We start from the raw sequence: 17,250 nt of genomic DNA, 5'->3' as shown, positions 1-17,250 counted from the left end.
CTACTCAGTGTGCAGCGGGCACCGTGCCCGCCGCGGGTTGTTTCGTCAGCGCGTCGACCACGCGCTCCATCTTCATGTACCGCGAGCCCTTCACGAGCACCGTCGCGCGCGCGCCGTAGCCCGCCGCGAGCAGTGCCGTCACCAGCGCGCCGACGTCGTCGAAATGCCGAGCCGTGCCGCCATACGCCGTGCAGGCATCGCGCGACGCATCGCCGAGCGCGAACAGCGCATCGATGCCGCGCTCGCGCGCATACGCGCCGATTTCCCGGTGAAATGCCGGGCCTTCGTCGCCGACCTCCCCCATGTCGCCGATCACCAGCACGCGCGGAGCCGGTTGCGCGGCCAGCACGTCGATCGCCGCGCGCATCGAATCGGGGTTCGCGTTGTAGGTGTCGTCGACGACCGTTGCGCCCGCGAGGCTGCCGACGTCCGCCTGCCGGACCTGCAAACGGCCCTTGACCGGCTCGAACGATTCGAGGCCCTGCTTGATCGCAGCCAGTTCCATACCGGCCGCGAGCGCCGCGGCCGTTGCCGCCAACGCGTTGCGTGCGTTGTGCTCGCCGAGCGCGCGCAGGCGTACCGTCACCGGGCCGGACGGCGTATCGATCGCAAGCTCGCCGCCGTGCAAACGGGCCGTGACCTGCGCTTCGACCTGCCGTTCCGCGTCGTGCAGCGCGAAATCGAGAATCCGGTTGCCGGTCGCTGCGACACGCCAGATTCCGGCGTACGCATCGTCGGCCGGAAACACCGCGACGCCGTCCGGCGTCAGCGCGTGGATCACGGCCGCATGTTCGAGCGCGACCGCCTCGACCGTCGCCATGAATTCCTGGTGTTCGCGCTGCGCATTGTTGACGAGCGCGACGGTCGGCGCCGCGAGGCGCGCGAGAACTTCGGTCTCGCCCGGGTGATTCATCCCGAGCTCGATCACCGCGACGCGATGCGCGTCCGACAGGCGCAGCAGCGTCAGCGGCACGCCGATATCGTTGTTCAGGTTGCCGGCCGTCGCCAGCCGCGCGTCCGCGCCGACGGCCGCCGCAAAGATCGACGCGATCATTTCCTTGACGGTCGTCTTGCCGTTGCTGCCCGTCACCGCGACGAGCGGCACCGCGAAGCGCTTGCGCCAGCCATGCGCGAGCGCGCCGAGCGCGGCGCGCGTTTCACCGCCCTCAATGACGGGCATCGCGAGGCCCGCCGGCGCGTGCGCGACGAGCGCCGCGGCTGCGCCGCGCGCGGCCACGTCGCCGAGGAAGTCGTGCGCGTCGAAGCGCTCGCCCTTCAGCGCGACGAACAGGTCGCCCGGACCGACCGTGCGGCTGTCCGTGGACACGCGCTCGAACGTGGCGTCCGGATCGCCGTGGACGGAGGCGCCGGGAATCAGGCGCGCGGCTTCGCCGAGACTGAGCATCGTCATTCGCCGCCCCCCTTGCCGTGCGTCGCGCGTGCCGCAAGCGCGAGCCGCGCGTGATCCTGATCGGAGAACGCGCGCTTCTTGCCCATGATTTCCTGCGTCGCCTCGTGACCCTTGCCGGCCAACACGACGACATCCTCGCGCGCGGCGCCGCGCACGGCTTGCAGGATCGCGCTCGCGCGATCCTCGATGCGGCGTGCGCGATCGGGCGCGGTCATCCCGGCGATGACCTGATCGATGATGCGCTGCGGATCCTCGCTGCGCGGATTGTCGCTCGTGACGACGACTTCGTCGGCGAGCCGCTCGGCGATCGCGCCCATCAGCGGGCGCTTCGTCGCGTCGCGATCGCCGCCGCAGCCGAACATGCAGACGAGCCGCCCGCCGCGCGCCGCCGCGATCGGGCGCAACGCGTCGAGCGTCTTGTCGAGCGCATCGGGTGTGTGCGCGTAATCGATCACGACGAGCGGTTCGTCGTTCTGCAACCGGCCGCCAAGGCGTTGCATACGCCCGTTGACCGACTCGAGCCGTGCAATCTCCGCGACGGCGGCGTCGAACGGCACGTCGGCCGCAAGCAGCGAGCCGAGCACCGCGAGCAGGTTGCTGACGTTGAACGTGCCGAGCGTGCCGACTTCGACGTCCGCTTCGCCCCACGACGAGCGCAGGCGGAAAGCCGTACCCGTGGCGGTCGCGCGCACGTCGAGCGCGACCAGCTCGCGATCGGCGTCGGCTGCCTGCGCATCGCCGATCCCGTATGCGATCGTGCGCACGCGGCCGGCCAGCTTCTCGAGCAGGCGGCGGCCGGCTTCGTCGTCGCGATTGACGACCGCCGCCCGCAGGCCGCGCCACGCGAACAGCTTCGACTTCGCGGCTTCGTACGCGTCGAACGTGCCGTGATAGTCGAGGTGATCCTGTGTGAGGTTCGTGAAGACGGCGATGTCGAATGCCGTGCCGTTCACGCGGCCCTGATGCAGCGCGTGCGACGACACTTCCATTGCTACGGCTTTCGCGCCCGCGTCGTGCAGTTGCGCGAGGCTGCGCTGCAGCTGCGGCGCGTCAGGTGTCGTGAAGCCGGTCGGCACCAGTTGCCCCGGCATGCCGCTGCCGAGCGTGCCGATCAGCGCGCATGGCTGATGCAGCGCCGTCAGCGCGGCCGCGATCCATTGCGTGCAGGACGTCTTGCCGTTGGTGCCGGTCACGCCGATGGCGAGCAGGCTGTCGCTCGGGTCGCCGTACCAGCCGCTGGCGATCTCGCCGGCCAGCTGGTCGAGCGCCGGCACCGCGAGTGCGACGGGTACGGCCGGTGCGGCTTCGAGACCTTCCGGCTGATACAGCACCGCGGCCGCGCCGCGCGCGACGGCATCTGAAATGAAGGCGCGATTGTCTGCCCCGTCGACCGCATAGCCGAGGAACACGTCGCCCGCCTGCAGGCTGCGCGTGTCGGCATGCAATTGCGCCGCGGGGGCCACATGCTCGCGCAGCCACGCAAGCGCGGCCGCGATCTGCTGATGCGCCGGATGGGAACTGCGAGCGGCGCTCATCGAACAACTCCTGGTGAATTACGTGTCGTGCTGGATACGATCATATGCTTCGCACCGCTGCCCGCGGCGAGCTTTTGCGGGCCCGTCCCGGCGGGCGCGCCGGGTGCGTCGTCGGACACGACGAGCTGCTTGATCGGCATGTTCGGCGGCACGTTCAGCGCGCGCATCGTATCGCCCGCAATCGCCGAGAATACGGGGCCGGACACCTGGCCGCCGAAGTGGCTGCCGGCGGTCGGTTCGTCGACCGACACGGCGACGACGATGCGCGGATTCGGCATCGGCGCCATGCCGACGAACGACGCGCGGTACTTGCGCGTGTAGCCGTGGCCTTCGTGCTTGTAAGCGGTGCCGCTCTTGCCACCGACGCGATAACCCGGCACGGCCGCATCGGGCGACGTACCGCCCGGCGCCACCACCGTTTCGAGCATCGCACGCACCTCGCGCGCGGTGGTCGGGTTGAACACCTGCGTGCCCACGATCGGCTGGTTGGGGTCTGTCTTGAATATGGTCACGGGCATCAGCTCGCCGTCGTGCGCGATCGCCGTGTATGCGCGCGCCAGCTGGAACAGCGACACCGACAAGCCGTAGCCGTACGACATCGTCGCCTGCTCAATGCGACGCCAGCTCTTCCATGGACGCAGGCGGCCGGCCACCGCGCCCGGGAACCCGACCTTCGGCGCCTGGCCGAGGCCGATGCTCGTATACATATTCCACATTTCCTCGGGCCGCATCGTCATCGCGATCTTCGTCGCGCCGATGTTGCTCGACTTCTGGATCACGCCACCGACCGTCAGCGTGCCGAAACCCGCATCGTCGGTGATCGGCGCGCCGTCGAGCACGAAATGTCCGTTGCCCGTCTCGACGAGCGTGTTCGGCGTCACGCGGTGCAGGTCGAGCGCGAGCGACACGGTAAACGGCTTCATGATCGAACCCGGCTCGAACACGTCGGTCATGATCCGGTTGCGCAACTGCTCGCCCGTCATGCGCGAGCGGTCGTTCGGGTTGTACGTCGGGTAGTTGACGAGCGCCAGCACCTCGCCGGTGCGCACATCAACGACCATCGCCGCGCCGGCCTTCGCCTTGAACTTCTCGACGGCGGCCTTCAGGTTCGCATACGCGATGTACTGGATCTTGCTGTCGATCGACAGGTCGACGTCCGTCCCGTTGTGCGGCGGAATCTGTTCGGCGACATCCTCGACGATGTGCCCCATCCGGTCCTTGATCACGCGGCGCACGCCGGACGTGCCGGACAGCAGCTTCTGGTCGCCGAGCTCGACGCCTTCTTGGCCTTCGTCCTCGACGTTCGTGAAGCCGATCAGGTGAGCGGTGATCTCGCCTTCCGGATAGAAACGCTTGTATTCGTTGCGCTGATAGATACCGGGAATATCGAGCGCGGCGACCTTGTCCGCCACGTCGATCGGCACCTGGCGCTTGACGTAGACGAACCCCTTGTCTTCCGACAGCTTCACGCGCAGTTCCTTTGGCGTCATGCCAAGGAGCTTGCCGAGCTGGTTGATCTTGCCGGCGTCGAGATCGTCCGGCACGGCGTCCGGAATCGCCCAGATCGCGCGCACGGGCAAGCTCGTCGCGAGCACGAGCCCGTTACGGTCGAGGATCTTGCCGCGCGTGGCCGGCAGCTCGATCGTGCGCTGGTAGCGGCTTTCGCCCTGCTTTTGATAGAAGGCGTTGCCGGGCCCCTGGATCCAGAACGCGCGCGCGGCGAGCGCGACGAACGCCATGAACAGCAGGAACACGACGAGCTTGGAGCGCCACATCGGCAGGTGCACGCCGAGCACGGGGCTCGACGAGAATTTCACGTCCTGGCGCTTTTGCGACGGCTTCATCGCGCGCCTCCGCGGCCCTTGGTGGCCGAATCGGCCGACGCGGGAATCGGCGCGTCGATCGCCTTCGCGGCGCCCGGCGGCAGCGTCAGGTACTGGGTGCGGCCGGTCGTGATCGGCTGCATCTTCAGCGAATCGTTCGCAAGCTGTTCGATGCGCGACGTCTTCGACAGCGCGCTCTGCTGATATTGAAGCTGCGCGTAGTCCTGCTGGAGCTGACGCTCCTGCGACTGCGCGCGCTGCAGCTGGATGAAGATCTGGCGCTGCTGGTTCGTCGAGTTGACGACCGACAGTGCGCAGCCCATCACGATGATCAGCAGGAAGATGTTGAAGCGGCTCATGGCGTGACGCGCTCCGCGATGCGCATCACGGCCGACCGGGCGCGCGGGTTCGCGGCGACTTCCGCGTCGCTCGGGAACTGACGGCTGATGATCTTGAGCGGCGGGCTCGGGAGGTCGACGGCACGGATCGGCAGGCGACGATCGACCGCAGGCGCACTCGCGTGCGCCTGCATGAATCGCTTGACGATCCGGTCCTCGAGTGAATGAAAGCTGATGACCACCAGCCGCCCCCCTTGCTCCAGCAACGACAATGCCGCGTCTAGTACGACTTGCAGGTCCGCAAGCTCTTGATTGACGTGAATCCGTATAGCCTGAAAGGTGCGGGTTGCCGGATCCTTGCCCTTCTCACGGGTTTTGACGACGTTACCCACGATTTGGGCAAGCTCGCCCGTGGTGTCGAGAGGCCCAAGACGGTCGGACTCTGCCCGGCGAGCAACAAGCGCCTTTGCAATCTGAAAAGCAAACCGTTCTTCCCCATAATCCCGTATCACCTCCGTCAATTCCTGCACCGAAGCCCGTGCGAGCCACTCAGCCGCCGACTCACCGCGCGTCGGATCCATACGCATGTCCAGCGGGCCATCGGCGCGAAAACTGAAGCCGCGCGCCGGATCGTCCACCTGCGGCGAGGACACGCCCAGGTCCAGCAATACACCCGACACCTTCTCGACACCGCGCGCCGCAAGCGCGTCGCGCATCGATGCAAAGCTGTCATGCACGATCGAGAAGCGCGCATCCTCGATGCGCTGCGCCGTCTCGATCGCTCTCGGATCCTTGTCGAACGCGAACAGCCGGCCGGCCGGCGCCAGCCGCGCGAGCACTGCGCGACTATGACCGCCGCGCCCGAACGTGCCGTCGACATAAATGCCGTCCGGCCGCGTCACGAGCGAATCGACCGCTTCGTCCAACAGTACGGTCCGATGCTGCAATTCGTTTCCCATCGCGGGCGTCTCCGTCACCGCAATCAGAACGTGAAGTTCTTCAGCGCGTCGGGCATGCCCTGCGCCATCGCTGCCTGCTCCTTCGCGATGTAGGTCTGCGAATCCCACAGCTCGAAGTGACTACCCATTCCCAACAACATGACTTCCTTTTCCAGTCCGGCCGCCATCCGCAGCTCGGGCGATACGAGAATCCGGCCTGCGCTGTCGAGATCGACGTCCATCGCATTGCCGAGAAAAATTCGCCGCCACCAATGAGCGTCCATCGGCAGCGCGGCGATCTTGGCGCGGAACACTTCCCATTCGGGGCGCGGAAACAGCAACAGGCAGCCGTCCGGGTGCTTGGTCACAGTCACCCGTCCTTCTGCCTGTCCTTGCAGCGCTTCGCGATAGCGAGCCGGCACCGACATCCGCCCTTTCGCATCGAGCGTCAGCGCCGACGCCCCTTGGAACACTTTCCGCTCTCCCGTTCAGGGCACCGAAGCACCCGCTCAATGCTCAAGAATTTAGCCGGAATAGCCCGCCAAATCACACAAAAATACACTTTCTCACACTGTCTCCCACTTTAGTGGAAGGGTTTGGCACGGTCAAGGGAGCGGCCCGGATTTTTGACGAATTTTGTTAGTTAGAACAAGGACTTACGCGCGCATGCTCATGCGACCCCTCATACCAAAAACCGTTATAAATGAATGAGCTAGTGCAACTTGTGAAGGTGATACGTGAGAAAGACGGGCCAGACTGGCGTGCGGAAGGGGCTTCGGGGGCGGGAAAACGCGGAAAAAACGGGCGGTATCGTGGACGGCGGACCGGGACGGCGTCGCGCGCCGCCCCGGCCCGAATGTCAGAGATAGTACGCAGTGCTCGTCATGACTTTCGATGCGGCGCGCATCAGCATCCGTGCGGGCAGCGGCAGCTCGATTCCGCCGGCATCGGTCGCGGCCTTGCCGTGCTTCACCTCGTCGACGCGCATCTGCTCGACGATCGCACGTGACGCCGTATCGGTCGCCGGCAGCTCGGACAGGTGCCCATCGAGATGACTCTCGACCTGGCGCTCCGTCTCCGCCATGAAGCCGAGGCTGACCTTGTCGCCCAGCGTGCCGGCGACGACGCCGATCGCAAGCGCGCCAGCGTACCACAGCGGGTTGAGCAGACTCGGGCGCGAATCGAGTTCCTTCAGCCGATGCGCAGTCCACGCGAGATGATCCTCCTCCTCGCGCGCAGCCTCCTCGAACATCGCCTTCGACGACGACGAGCGCGCGGTCAGCTTCTGCGCCTGATAAAGCGCCTGCGCGCACACCTCGCCGACGTGGTTCACGCGCATCAGTCCGGCGGCATGCGTGCGCTCGGCGGGCGTCAGTTCGCCGGCCGGTGGCTCCGCCGGCGCGGGCACCGGCCGGCTCATCCGGCTAATGCCGGTCAGCGATCGCAGGCCGCGATCGAATTCGCTGATCAGTTCATCCAACACCATCCTGTTCTCCTGGCTGCGTGTGCTGCCGCGGGCGGCAAGGGCACGTGCTCCACTGCGTAACCGACTTGATTATTCAGCGGAAATTGCGGTTAACCCGTGATTTTAACCATTGTTGCATAAAGGAAACATGGCAACCTTGCGCCACGGCATTTCGCTTTGTCGGAAAAAACGGCTTTGCTACATTACGTGCGACTTCTTGCGAAGTTGATGGGGCGCGTCAACACAACATAACTATCCGCCCCGCCAAAAAAATTCAGTGATTCTTGGAGATCCGTTAATGAAAAAGTCGCTTCTCGCGCTCGTCGCGCTGGGCGCGTTCGCTGGCGCAGCTCATGCGCAAAGCAGCGTGACGCTTTACGGCATCATCGATGAAGGCCTCATCTTCAACAACAACGCCAAGGGCGGCCACCTGTACGGCCTGGCAAGCGGCGTGATGCAAGGTAGCCGCTTCGGCCTGCGCGGCACCGAAGATCTGGGCAGCGGCCTGAAGGCGATCTTCGTGCTCGAGAACGGTTTCGACGTGAACTCCGGCAAGCTGGGCCAGGGCGGCCTGATGTTTGGCCGCCAGGCTTACGTCGGCCTGTCGAGCCAGTACGGTACGGTCACGCTGGGTCGCCAATACGACTCCGTCGTCGACTTCGTCGGCCCGCTCGAGGCAGGCGACCAGTGGGGCGGCTACATCGCGGCTCACCCGGGCGACCTCGACAACTTCAACAACGCATACCGCGTGAACAACGCGGTCAAGTACACGAGCCCGACCTACGGCGGCTTCTCGTTCGGCGGCCTGTACAGCTTCGGCGGTCAAGCCGGCCAGTTCTCGAAGAACCAGGTCTGGTCGCTCGGCGCCGGTTACAACAACGGTCCGCTGGTGTTGGGTGTCGGCTACTTGAACGCACGCACGCCGGCGAACTTCGGCGGCATGTTCAATACCGGCGCGTCGGCTGCGGCGACTGCCGTGTCGTCGCCGGTCTACGGCGCGTATGCGAACAGCGCGAACACGTACCAGGTCATCGGTGCAGGCGGTGCGTACACGTTCGGCGCAGCAACGATCGGTGCGACGTACTCGAACACGAAGTTCAAGGGCTTCTCGGTCGGTCCGTTCGTGAACCAGACCGCGACGTTCAACAACGGCGAAATCAACTTCAAGTATCAGCTGACCCCGGCGCTGATCGTCGGCGCGGCGTATGACTACACGCAAGGCAGCAAGATCGACGGCAACTCGGCGGCCAAGTATCACCAGGGCTCGCTGGGCGTCGACTACTTCCTGTCGAAGCGCACGGACGTCTACGTGATCGGCGTGTACCAGCATGCATCGGGCAACACGCTCGACTCGGCAGGCAACGTCGTTCAGGCACATGCGTCGATCAACGGCCTCGACCCGTCGAGCACCAGCAACCAGGTTGCAGCGCGCGTCGGCATCCGTCACAAGTTCTAATCAGCTTGCCTGACAAGCCGCAGCATATTGAAGGCGCCTTCGGGCGCCTTTTTCTATTTGCGGCTGCGGAGCGGTGGGTAGTGGAGCGGGACAATCGCCGGACAGCCCGTTCGCGGCAGTGAACCTTGCGCGGCGTGCCATCGACGTGAATGCTGCCACTGCCGGTATGCGGCATGCACCGAGGTACCGCACCATGTGAGTCGCGGGTTGCGGCAGCCGTCGGCGGGCCGATCGAGCTGCTCCGTCAGCCAGGGCGCATCCCGGTGGAACGCGTGCCGTTCTTGCGACCGTCGAACCACGACGGCGCGGCAACCTTGATGCAGCACCATGAATGAAAAAGCCCGGCACAGGCCGGGCTGGTTGGTTTGGCTTCAGTGTTACGCGCGTCCGTCGCGCAATTCGCGCCGCAGGATCTTGCCTACGTTCGTCTTCGGCAGCTCCGTGCGGAACTCGACGAGTTTCGGCCGTTTGTAACCAGTGAGACGCTCCTTGCAGTACGCGAGGATGTCCTTGTCGGTGAGCGCCGGATCCTTCTTCACGACGAACAGCTTCACGGCTTCGCCCGAGTGCTCGTCCGGCACGCCGACCGCCGCCACTTCGAACACGCCCGGGTGGGATGCCACCACGTCCTCGACCTCGTTCGGATACACGTTGAAACCGGATACCAGGATCATGTCCTTCTTCCGGTCGACGATCTTCACATACCCGCGCGCGTCCATCACGCCAACGTCGCCGGTCTTGAAGAAACCGTCCGGGAACATGACCTTCGCGGTTTCCTCCGGACGATTCCAGTAGCCGGCCATGACCTGCGGCCCGCGGATGCAGATCTCGCCCGGCTCGCCGAGCGCGACGTCGTTGCCGGCGTCATCACGGATGGCCACTTCGGTCGACGGCAGCGGCAGGCCGATCGTCCCGCTGTATTCGGTCGCGGTCACCGGATTGCAGGTCGCGACCGGCGAGGTCTCCGACAGACCGTAACCCTCGACGATCGCCGTATGGGTCTTCTCGTACCAGCGTTTCGCGACGCCTTCCTGGATCGCCATGCCGCCGCCGTTGGCGATCACGAGCTTCGACAGGTCGAGCTGGTTGAAGTCAGGATGGTTCAGCAGTGCGTTGTACAGCGTGTTGACGGCCGGAATCGTCGAGATCTGATAACCCTTCAACTCCTTGATCATGCCGCCGATGTCGCGCGGATTCGGGATCAGGATGCCCATGCCGCCCGTGCGCATCGTCAGGAAACCGCACACCGTCAACGCGAACACGTGATAGAGCGGCAGCGCGACGACCGTCACGAACTGTTTCACCTCAGGGTACTTCTCGTGCGCGGGATGGTGCCATGCGCCGGCCTGCAACACGTTTGACACAATGTTCCGGTGCAGCAGCGTCGCGCCCTTCGCGACACCCGTCGTACCGCCCGTGTACTGGAGGAACGCGACGTCGTCGGGGCCGAGCTGCTGCGGCTTGAAGGTCTGCCGCGCGCCTTCCGACAGCGCGGCCTTGAAGCGCGTGAACGACGGAAGCTGCCACGCCGGCACCATCTTCTTCACGTTGCGCACGACATAATTGACGAGCCAGCCCTTGATGCCCAGCAGATCGCCCATCGACGCGACCACGACATGCTTGACCGCAGTATTGGCGATGACGGCCTGCAGCGTCGACGCGAAATTCTCGAGGATGACGATCGCCTCCGCCCCGCTGTCCTTCAGCTGATGTTCGAGCTCGCGCGGCGTATAGAGCGGGTTGACGTTGACGACGGTGAAGCCCGCGCGGAGCACCGCGACGATCGCCACCGGGTACTGCAGCACGTTCGGCATCATGAGCGCGACGCGCGCGCCGCGCTTCAGGCCGCGCGACTGCAGCCACGCGCCGAACTGGCGCGACAGCGCATCGAGTTCGCCGTACGTGATGCTCTTGCCCATGCAGACGAACGCGTTGCGGTCGCGGTACTGCTTGAAGCTTTCGTCGAGGAGATCCGGAATCGAAGGATACGGGGACGCGTCAATTTCGGCTGGAACGCCGGGTGGGTACGATTTCAGCCAAATTTTGTTCATACTGCGCGTCTCCTCACTGATTTTCGAATGGTCGTGCTAAAACGCATCGTAGCGGCTCGTCCATCCCGAGACAACCGGGTTAGATGCCCACTTCGAACTTTCGAATCAAATCATCTGATGATACTTCGAAGTTCGGTCAAATTCGCTCAACTTCCACGAGACAATCGTAAAAAGTCGCCGAATTACCGAGATCGGTCAGCGCCTGACTCGTCACCTCGTTTGCGTTACGCCCATCCGCCGACAATTTCTTCCACCATATCGACAGTCCGACGACGAGCCCCACCCGCGCGCGATCGGTCACTCTCGCGACCGCCTGCATCGATCCACGGTCGTTGAAGATGCGCACGATGTCGCCCTCCCCAATGCCGCGCGCGTCGGCGTCGGTCGGGTGTATGTCGAGGTGCGGCTGGCCTTCCGTACTGCGCAGGCTGTCAACGTTCACGAACGTGCTGTTGAGGAAATGACGGGCCGGCGGGGAAATCATCGCCAGCGGATAGCGAGCGGCGAGTTCAGGCGCGGCCTCCGCCGATTCGAACGGCGGCAGGTAATCGGGCACCGGGTCCATGCCCATCTGCTCGAGCCGCGCACTGTAGAACTCACATTTGCCGGACGGTGTGCGGAAGCCGCCATTCGCGAACGGCGCGTCCGCCACCTTGAGCTTCAGCCACCCGGCACGCTTCAACGTCTCCCAATCGCTGTCGAGCGCCGGATCGTCCCAACGGAGCGCCACCTGCGCGACCTCCTCGTCGCTGTGATAAAGCGCGGGCTCGTCCAGCCCCATGCTGCGAGCGATGCCGCGAAAGATTTCCGTGTTCGGCCGTGCGTCGCGGACTGGCGGAATCGCCGGGAGATTCGCCATCACATAGGTGTGGCCGTACGACTTGTGGACGTCGAGATGCTCGAGTTGCGTCGTGGCCGGCAGCACAATGTCGGCGAAATCGGCCGTATCTGTCTTGAAGTGCTCGAGAACGACCGTGAACAGATCTTCGCGCGCGAACCCGGCGGCGACTTTCGACGAGTCGGGCGCGACCGCTACCGGATTCGAGTTGTAGACGATCACCGCTTCGACCTTCGGCCCGAAGGTTGCGTCGCCTGGATGCAGCAGCGCATCGCCAATCGCATTCATGTTGATGATGCGCGGTAGTTTGTTAGGCCAGCCGGGCATCAGATCCGGGCGCAGCAACGCGGACTGATTGACCGGTGCGGATTCCGACGACGAGAGCAGCAGCCCGCCAGCCCGGTCTCGCCACGCGCCTGTCAGCGCAGGCAGGCTCGCAATCGCGCGCACGGCATTGCCGCCGCCGCGCACGCGCTGCATACCGTAATTGAGGCGAATCGATGCCTTGCGGGTCGCGCCGTAATGGCGTGCGAGTTCGATCAGCTCCGACACTTCGACGCCGCAGATTTGCGCGACACGCTCCGGTGGATAGGACTGGGCTCGCGCCTTGAGTGCATCGAAGCCGAGCGTATGACGCGCGATATAGTCGTGATCGAGCAGATCTTCGGTAATCAGCACATGCATCATGCCGAGCGCGAACGCGCCGTCGGTACCCGGTTTCAACGCGATGTGCTGATGGCACTTTTCCGCCGTCAGCGAGCGGTAGGGATCGATTGCGACCAGACGGGCGCCTCGACGCTTGGCTTCCTGCGCTCGGGTCCAGAAATGCAGGCTGGACGCGATCGGATTGGCGCCCCAGATCAGGATCAGCTCGCTCTCTTCGAAATGCTCCAGATGCATGCCGACGCTACCGCCATACGTATAGCGCAGCCCTGCCGCACCGGCCGCGGCGCAGATGGTTCGCTCAAGCCTGGACGCACCGAGTTTATGGAAGAACCGCTGCGCAATGCCTTCGCCCTGCACGAGTCCCATCGTTCCCGCGTAGCTGTACGGCACGATCGCCTCAGGCGCGCGCGCTGCGATTTCCCCGAGACGACGACCGATCTCATCAAGTGCGTCGCTCCAGTTGATCGGCTCGAAGCGCCCTTCCCCCTTTGCGCCGATGCGCTTGAGGGGCACGGTGAGCCTGTCAGGATGATGAACGCGCTCGGCATACCGGCTGACTTTCGTACACAACACGCCCTGCGTAGGCGGATGGTCCGGATCGCCCGTAACCTTGATGGCTCGGCCGTTTTCGACAGTCACGCGCATCGCGCATGTATCCGGACAATCGTGCGGGCAAACAGCCCGAGCTATCTGAGTGACGGCGTTCATCGTTCTGGATGCGACTGGGGTGGAGATTCGCAAATTTTACGTGGATGGGCCGAGTAACGCGTCATTTCAAACGAATTTCCCGCCTATTCGGCGAAAAACAGGAATGGAAGATGAAAAATATTGACGCCGAATCCGTCCCGAATTGCCGATGCGACGATCCGTCGCCGAGGCGGCCCAAGTCGTCTCCGCGCTCGGAGATTGCAGCGAATAATCTGGAGATAGGTTCGGGATGATGGAAAGGGGGGACCGAGTTACGGTGCTCGAGCAACGAACGGACAGGTTCGACTGCCTGCACGCGCGCCTTCCGCCGCCCAAATGCAAAAACCCCCGCCTGTTTGGGCGGGGGTTTCTGGCTTAGGGAGCCTGACGATTACCTACTTTCACACGGGAATCCGCACTATCATCGGCGTAGAGTCGTTTCACGGTCCTGTTCGGGATGGGAAGGGGTGGGACCGACTCGCTATGGTCATCAGGCAAAGAGGGTTGTCCTGCTGGCGTGGCCAACAGAACCAATCTTGGAAGAAGCAGTAATTTTGAGTTGTGTGTATCACACACGAGAATCCAACTTGTCGCTCTGGATCTGGCGGCCGGTGCTGTCGCACGGCGCCGATCTACAAGGCAGACTTGTTATAGGATCAAGCCTTACGGGCAATTAGTATCGGTTAGCTGAACGCATTACTGCGCTTACACACCCGACCTATCAACGTCCTGGTCTCGAACGACCCTTCAAGGGGATCTAGTCCCCAGGGATATCTCATCTTAAGGCGAGTTTCCCGCTTAGATGCTTTCAGCGGTTATCTCTTCCGAACATAGCTACCCGGCGATGCCACTGGCGTGACAACCGGTACACCAGAGGTTCGTCCACTCCGGTCCTCTCGTACTAGGAGCAGCCCCCTTCAAATATCCAACGCCCACGGCAGATAGGGACCAAACTGTCTCACGACGTTTTAAACCCAGCTCACGTACCTCTTTAAATGGCGAACAGCCATACCCTTGGGACCGGCTACAGCCCCAGGATGAGATGAGCCGACATCGAGGTGCCAAACACCGCCGTCGATATGAACTCTTGGGCGGTATCAGCCTGTTATCCCCAGAGTACCTTTTATCCGTTGAGCGATGGCCCTTCCATACAGAACCACCGGATCACTATGACCTGCTTTCGCACCTGCTCGACTTGTCGGTCTCGCAGTTAAGCACGCTTATGCCATTGCACTATCAGCACGATTTCCGACCGTACCTAGCGTACCTTCGTACTCCTCCGTTACGCTTTGGGAGGAGACCGCCCCAGTCAAACTGCCTACCATGCACTGTCCCCGACCCGGATCACGGGCCAAGGTTAGAACCTCAAACAAACCAGGGTGGTATTTCAAGGACGGCTCCACCGAAACTAGCGTTCCGGTTTCATAGCCTCCCACCTATCCTACACAGATCGGTTCAAAGTCCAATGCAAAGCTACAGTAAAGGTTCATGGGGTCTTTCCGTCTAGCCGCGGGTAGATTGCATCATCACAAACACTTCAACTTCGCTGAGTCTCGGGAGGAGACAGTGTGGCCATCGTTACGCCATTCGTGCAGGTCGGAACTTACCCGACAAGGAATTTCGCTACCTTAGGACCGTTATAGTTACGGCCGCCGTTTACCGGGACTTCAATCAAGAGCTTGCACCCCATCATTTAATCTTCCGGCACCGGGCAGGCGTCACACCCTATACGTCCACTTTCGTGTTTGCAGAGTGCTGTGTTTTTATTAAACAGTCGCAGCCACCAGTTTATTGCAACCCCTTCACCCTCCTGGCGCAGGCCAGTCAAGCTACAAGGGCGTACCTTATCCCGAAGTTACGGTACCAATTTGCCGAGTTCCTTCTCCCGAGTTCTCTCAAGCGCCTTAGAATACTCATCTCGCCCACCTGTGTCGGTTTGCGGTACGGTCATCGTTAGACTGAAGCTTAGAGGCTTTTCTTGGAACCACTTCCAATTGCTTCGCTCCCGAGGGAGCTCGCGCCACACCCTTGAATTACGCGCCCGGATTTGCCTAAGCGCCTTCTCCAATGCAGCGACCGGGACTTCCAACACCCGGACAACCTTCCGCGATCCGTCCCCCCATCGCATCTAACAATGGTGCAGGAATATTGACCTGCTTCCCATCAGCTACGCATTTCTGCCTCGCCTTAGGGGCCGACTCACCCTACGCCGATGAACGTTGCGTAGGAAACCTTGGGCTTACGGCGAGGGGGCCTTTCACCCCCTTTATCGCTACTCATGTCAGCATTCGCACTTCCGATACCTCCAGCACCCTTTACAAGGCACCTTCGCAGGCTTACGGAACGCTCTCCTACCATGCGTGCTAAGCACGCATCCGCAGCTTCGGTATATAGCTTAGCCCCGTTACATCTTCCGCGCAGGACGACTCGATCAGTGAGCTATTACGCTTTCTTTAAAGGGTGGCTGCTTCTAAGCCAACCTCCTGACTGTTTTAGCCTTCCCACTTCGTTTCCCACTTAGCTATATTTGGGGACCTTAGCTGGCGGTCTGGGTTGTTTCCCTCTTGACACCGGACGTTAGCACCCGATGTCTGTCTCCCGTGATTGCACTCTTCGGTATTCGGAGTTTGCTATGGCGGGGTAATCTGCAATAGACCCCCCAACCATGACAGTGCTCTACCCCCGAAGGTGAGACACGAGGCACTACCTAAATAGTTTTCGGAGAGAACCAGCTATTTCCAGGTTTGTTTAGCCTTTCACCCCTATCCACAGCTCATCCCCTAACTTTTCAACGTTAGTGGGTTCGGACCTCCAGTACGTGTTACCGCACCTTCATCCTGGCCATGGATAGATCACCTGGTTTCGGGTCTACGCCCAGCAACTGAACGCCCTATTCGGACTCGCTTTCGCTACGCCTGCCCTATACGGTTAAGCTTGCTACTGAACGTAAGTCGCTGACCCATTATACAAAAGGTACGCCGTCACCCCTTACGAGGCTCCGACTGTTTGTATGCATGCGGTTTCAGGATCTATTTCACTCCCCTCCCGGGGTTCTTTTCGCCTTTCCCTCACGGTACTGGTTCACTATCGGTCGATCACGAGTATTTAGCCTTGGAGGATGGTCCCCCCATCTTCAGACAGGATTTCACGTGTCCCGCCCTACTTGTCGCACACCTAGTTCTTTCATACTGTTTTCGCCTACAGGGCTATCACCTGCTATGGCCGCACTTTCCAGAGCGTTCGGCTAACAATACAAATAAAGAGTGCAAGGCTCATCCCATTTCGCTCGCCACTACTTTGGGAATCTCGGTTGATTTCTTTTCCTGCGGTTACTTAGATGTTTCAGTTCACCGCGTTCGCTTCACATGGCCTATGTATTCAGCCATGGATACTCCAAAAGGAGTGGGTTTCCCCATTCGGACATCTACGGATCAAAGCTTGTTTGCCAGCTCCCCGTAGCTTTTCGCAGGCTACCGCGTCCTTCATCGCCTGTGATCGCCAAGGCATCCACCACATGCACTTGTTCGCTTGACCCTATAACGAGTCTGTCTCATCGACAGTCGTTACAGGTTGAGTTCTCGCGTTGTGCCGTATTCCAATTGAGCCGAACATGAAGTTCGAATCATCTTGAGATACATCGATACAATCACAACCCGGATAGTTTCCACGTCCATCTCAAAGACGCTTCCGCTATCCAAATTACTTACTTCTTCCAGATTGTTAAAGAACGACAGCCGATATGGTGTTACTCATATCACTCTGACTGGCTCAATCGCCAATGCAAAATTCTCGGTTCAGTGTCTGAACCAAGCCCTTAGCGTTGGTGATTGGTGGAGGCAGACGGGATCGAACCGACGACCCCCTGCTTGCAAAGCAGGTGCTCTCCCAGCTGAGCTATGCCCCCATGAGTACAGATGCCTCAGGTGTTCTACCGCCAGACAATGGTGGGTCTGGTTGGATTCGAACCAACGACCCCCGCCTTATCAAGACGGTGCTCTAACCGACTGAGCTACAGACCCCTGAGTCTGTCTTTAAATTACAG

General features: G+C 62.1%; 10 protein-coding genes, 2 tRNA genes and 2 rRNA genes. 1 reads left to right on the top strand and 13 read right to left on the bottom strand.

Annotation, left to right across the window (positions count from 1 at the left end; all coding sequences use genetic code 11):
• Positions 1-4 precede the first annotated feature (4 nt).
• The 7 genes from WI26_RS02320 to coq7 form a co-directional block, all read right to left on the bottom strand.
• A complete protein-coding gene (locus WI26_RS02320; RefSeq protein WP_069225092.1) occupies positions 5-1,411 on the bottom strand; it encodes a UDP-N-acetylmuramoyl-tripeptide--D-alanyl-D-alanine ligase in 1,407 nt (468 codons plus the stop codon).
• On the bottom strand, positions 1,408-2,946 hold the full coding sequence (locus tag WI26_RS02315; protein ID WP_069225091.1) for a UDP-N-acetylmuramoyl-L-alanyl-D-glutamate--2,6-diaminopimelate ligase: 1,539 nt from the start codon (positions 2,944-2,946) through the stop codon (positions 1,408-1,410). Before WI26_RS02315 ends, WI26_RS02320 begins: the two co-directional genes overlap by 4 nt.
• The gene (locus WI26_RS02310) at positions 2,943-4,790 is read right to left on the bottom strand and encodes a peptidoglycan D,D-transpeptidase FtsI family protein (RefSeq protein ID WP_059465308.1); all 1,848 of its coding nucleotides are present in this window, start codon (positions 4,788-4,790) and stop codon (positions 2,943-2,945) included. Before WI26_RS02310 ends, WI26_RS02315 begins: the two co-directional genes overlap by 4 nt.
• Positions 4,787-5,128 carry a cell division protein FtsL gene (ftsL, locus tag WI26_RS02305; RefSeq protein WP_063547959.1) on the bottom strand — a complete coding sequence of 114 codons (342 nt, stop codon included), beginning with the start codon at positions 5,126-5,128 and terminating at the stop codon, positions 4,787-4,789. Before ftsL ends, WI26_RS02310 begins: the two co-directional genes overlap by 4 nt.
• Positions 5,125-6,066, bottom strand: a complete 942-nt coding sequence (gene rsmH / locus WI26_RS02300) for a 16S rRNA (cytosine(1402)-N(4))-methyltransferase RsmH (protein WP_069225090.1) — start codon at positions 6,064-6,066, stop codon at positions 5,125-5,127. Before rsmH ends, ftsL begins: the two co-directional genes overlap by 4 nt.
• A gap of 23 nt (positions 6,067-6,089) precedes the next feature.
• On the bottom strand, positions 6,090-6,518 hold the full coding sequence (gene mraZ, locus WI26_RS02295) for a division/cell wall cluster transcriptional repressor MraZ (RefSeq protein WP_006400450.1): 429 nt from the start codon (positions 6,516-6,518) through the stop codon (positions 6,090-6,092).
• A 386-nt stretch (positions 6,519-6,904) separates the two neighbouring features.
• Positions 6,905-7,531, bottom strand: coding sequence for a 2-polyprenyl-3-methyl-6-methoxy-1,4-benzoquinone monooxygenase (gene coq7, locus WI26_RS02290; protein WP_069225089.1), 627 nt, complete (start codon positions 7,529-7,531; stop codon positions 6,905-6,907).
• Positions 7,532-7,808: 277 nt separating this feature from the next.
• Here coq7 and WI26_RS02285 point away from each other — a divergent pair, with 277 nt between their 5' ends.
• Entirely contained in the window at positions 7,809-8,966 is a 1,158-nt protein-coding gene (locus WI26_RS02285) for a porin (RefSeq protein WP_059465304.1), read from the top strand.
• Between the two features lie 377 nt (positions 8,967-9,343).
• Here WI26_RS02285 and WI26_RS02280 read toward each other — a convergent pair whose 3' ends face one another.
• From WI26_RS02280 to WI26_RS02255, 6 genes are all read right to left on the bottom strand, one after another.
• Positions 9,344-11,017, bottom strand: a complete 1,674-nt coding sequence (locus WI26_RS02280) for a long-chain fatty acid--CoA ligase (protein WP_069225088.1) — start codon at positions 11,015-11,017, stop codon at positions 9,344-9,346.
• Between the two features lie 136 nt (positions 11,018-11,153).
• Positions 11,154-13,229 carry a molybdopterin-containing oxidoreductase family protein gene (locus tag WI26_RS02275; RefSeq protein ID WP_069225087.1) on the bottom strand — a complete coding sequence of 692 codons (2,076 nt, stop codon included), beginning with the start codon at positions 13,227-13,229 and terminating at the stop codon, positions 11,154-11,156.
• A 361-nt stretch (positions 13,230-13,590) separates the two neighbouring features.
• Positions 13,591-13,703: ribosomal RNA gene (gene rrf / locus WI26_RS02270) — 5S ribosomal RNA — on the bottom strand.
• 157 nt (positions 13,704-13,860) lie between these two features.
• Positions 13,861-16,742: ribosomal RNA gene (locus WI26_RS02265) — 23S ribosomal RNA — on the bottom strand.
• 294 nt (positions 16,743-17,036) lie between these two features.
• A tRNA-Ala gene (locus WI26_RS02260) sits at positions 17,037-17,112 on the bottom strand.
• Between the two features lie 38 nt (positions 17,113-17,150).
• Positions 17,151-17,227 (bottom strand) — tRNA-Ile (locus WI26_RS02255).
• Positions 17,228-17,250: the final 23 nt, after the last annotated feature.

It is taken from the genome of Burkholderia diffusa (assembly GCF_001718315.1).
Taxonomy (GTDB): Bacteria; Pseudomonadota; Gammaproteobacteria; order Burkholderiales; family Burkholderiaceae; genus Burkholderia; species Burkholderia diffusa_B.
Note: the sequence above shows the minus strand (reverse complement) of the source record. Positions and strands in the feature narration are given on the sequence as shown.

Coding starts and splice junctions, on each gene's coding strand:
- WI26_RS02315 (WP_069225091.1), bottom strand. CDS start 2,946: ATGAGCGCCGCTCGCAGTTCCCATCCGGCGCATCAGCAGATCGCGGCC.
- rsmH (WP_069225090.1), bottom strand. CDS start 6,066: ATGGGAAACGAATTGCAGCATCGGACCGTACTGTTGGACGAAGCGGTC.
- coq7 (WP_069225089.1), bottom strand. CDS start 7,531: ATGGTGTTGGATGAACTGATCAGCGAATTCGATCGCGGCCTGCGATCG.
- ftsL (WP_063547959.1), bottom strand. CDS start 5,128: ATGAGCCGCTTCAACATCTTCCTGCTGATCATCGTGATGGGCTGCGCA.
- WI26_RS02280 (WP_069225088.1), bottom strand. CDS start 11,017: ATGAACAAAATTTGGCTGAAATCGTACCCACCCGGCGTTCCAGCCGAA.
- WI26_RS02275 (WP_069225087.1), bottom strand. CDS start 13,229: ATGAACGCCGTCACTCAGATAGCTCGGGCTGTTTGCCCGCACGATTGT.
- WI26_RS02285 (WP_059465304.1), top strand. CDS start 7,809: ATGAAAAAGTCGCTTCTCGCGCTCGTCGCGCTGGGCGCGTTCGCTGGC.
- WI26_RS02310 (WP_059465308.1), bottom strand. CDS start 4,790: ATGAAGCCGTCGCAAAAGCGCCAGGACGTGAAATTCTCGTCGAGCCCC.
- WI26_RS02320 (WP_069225092.1), bottom strand. CDS start 1,411: ATGACGATGCTCAGTCTCGGCGAAGCCGCGCGCCTGATTCCCGGCGCC.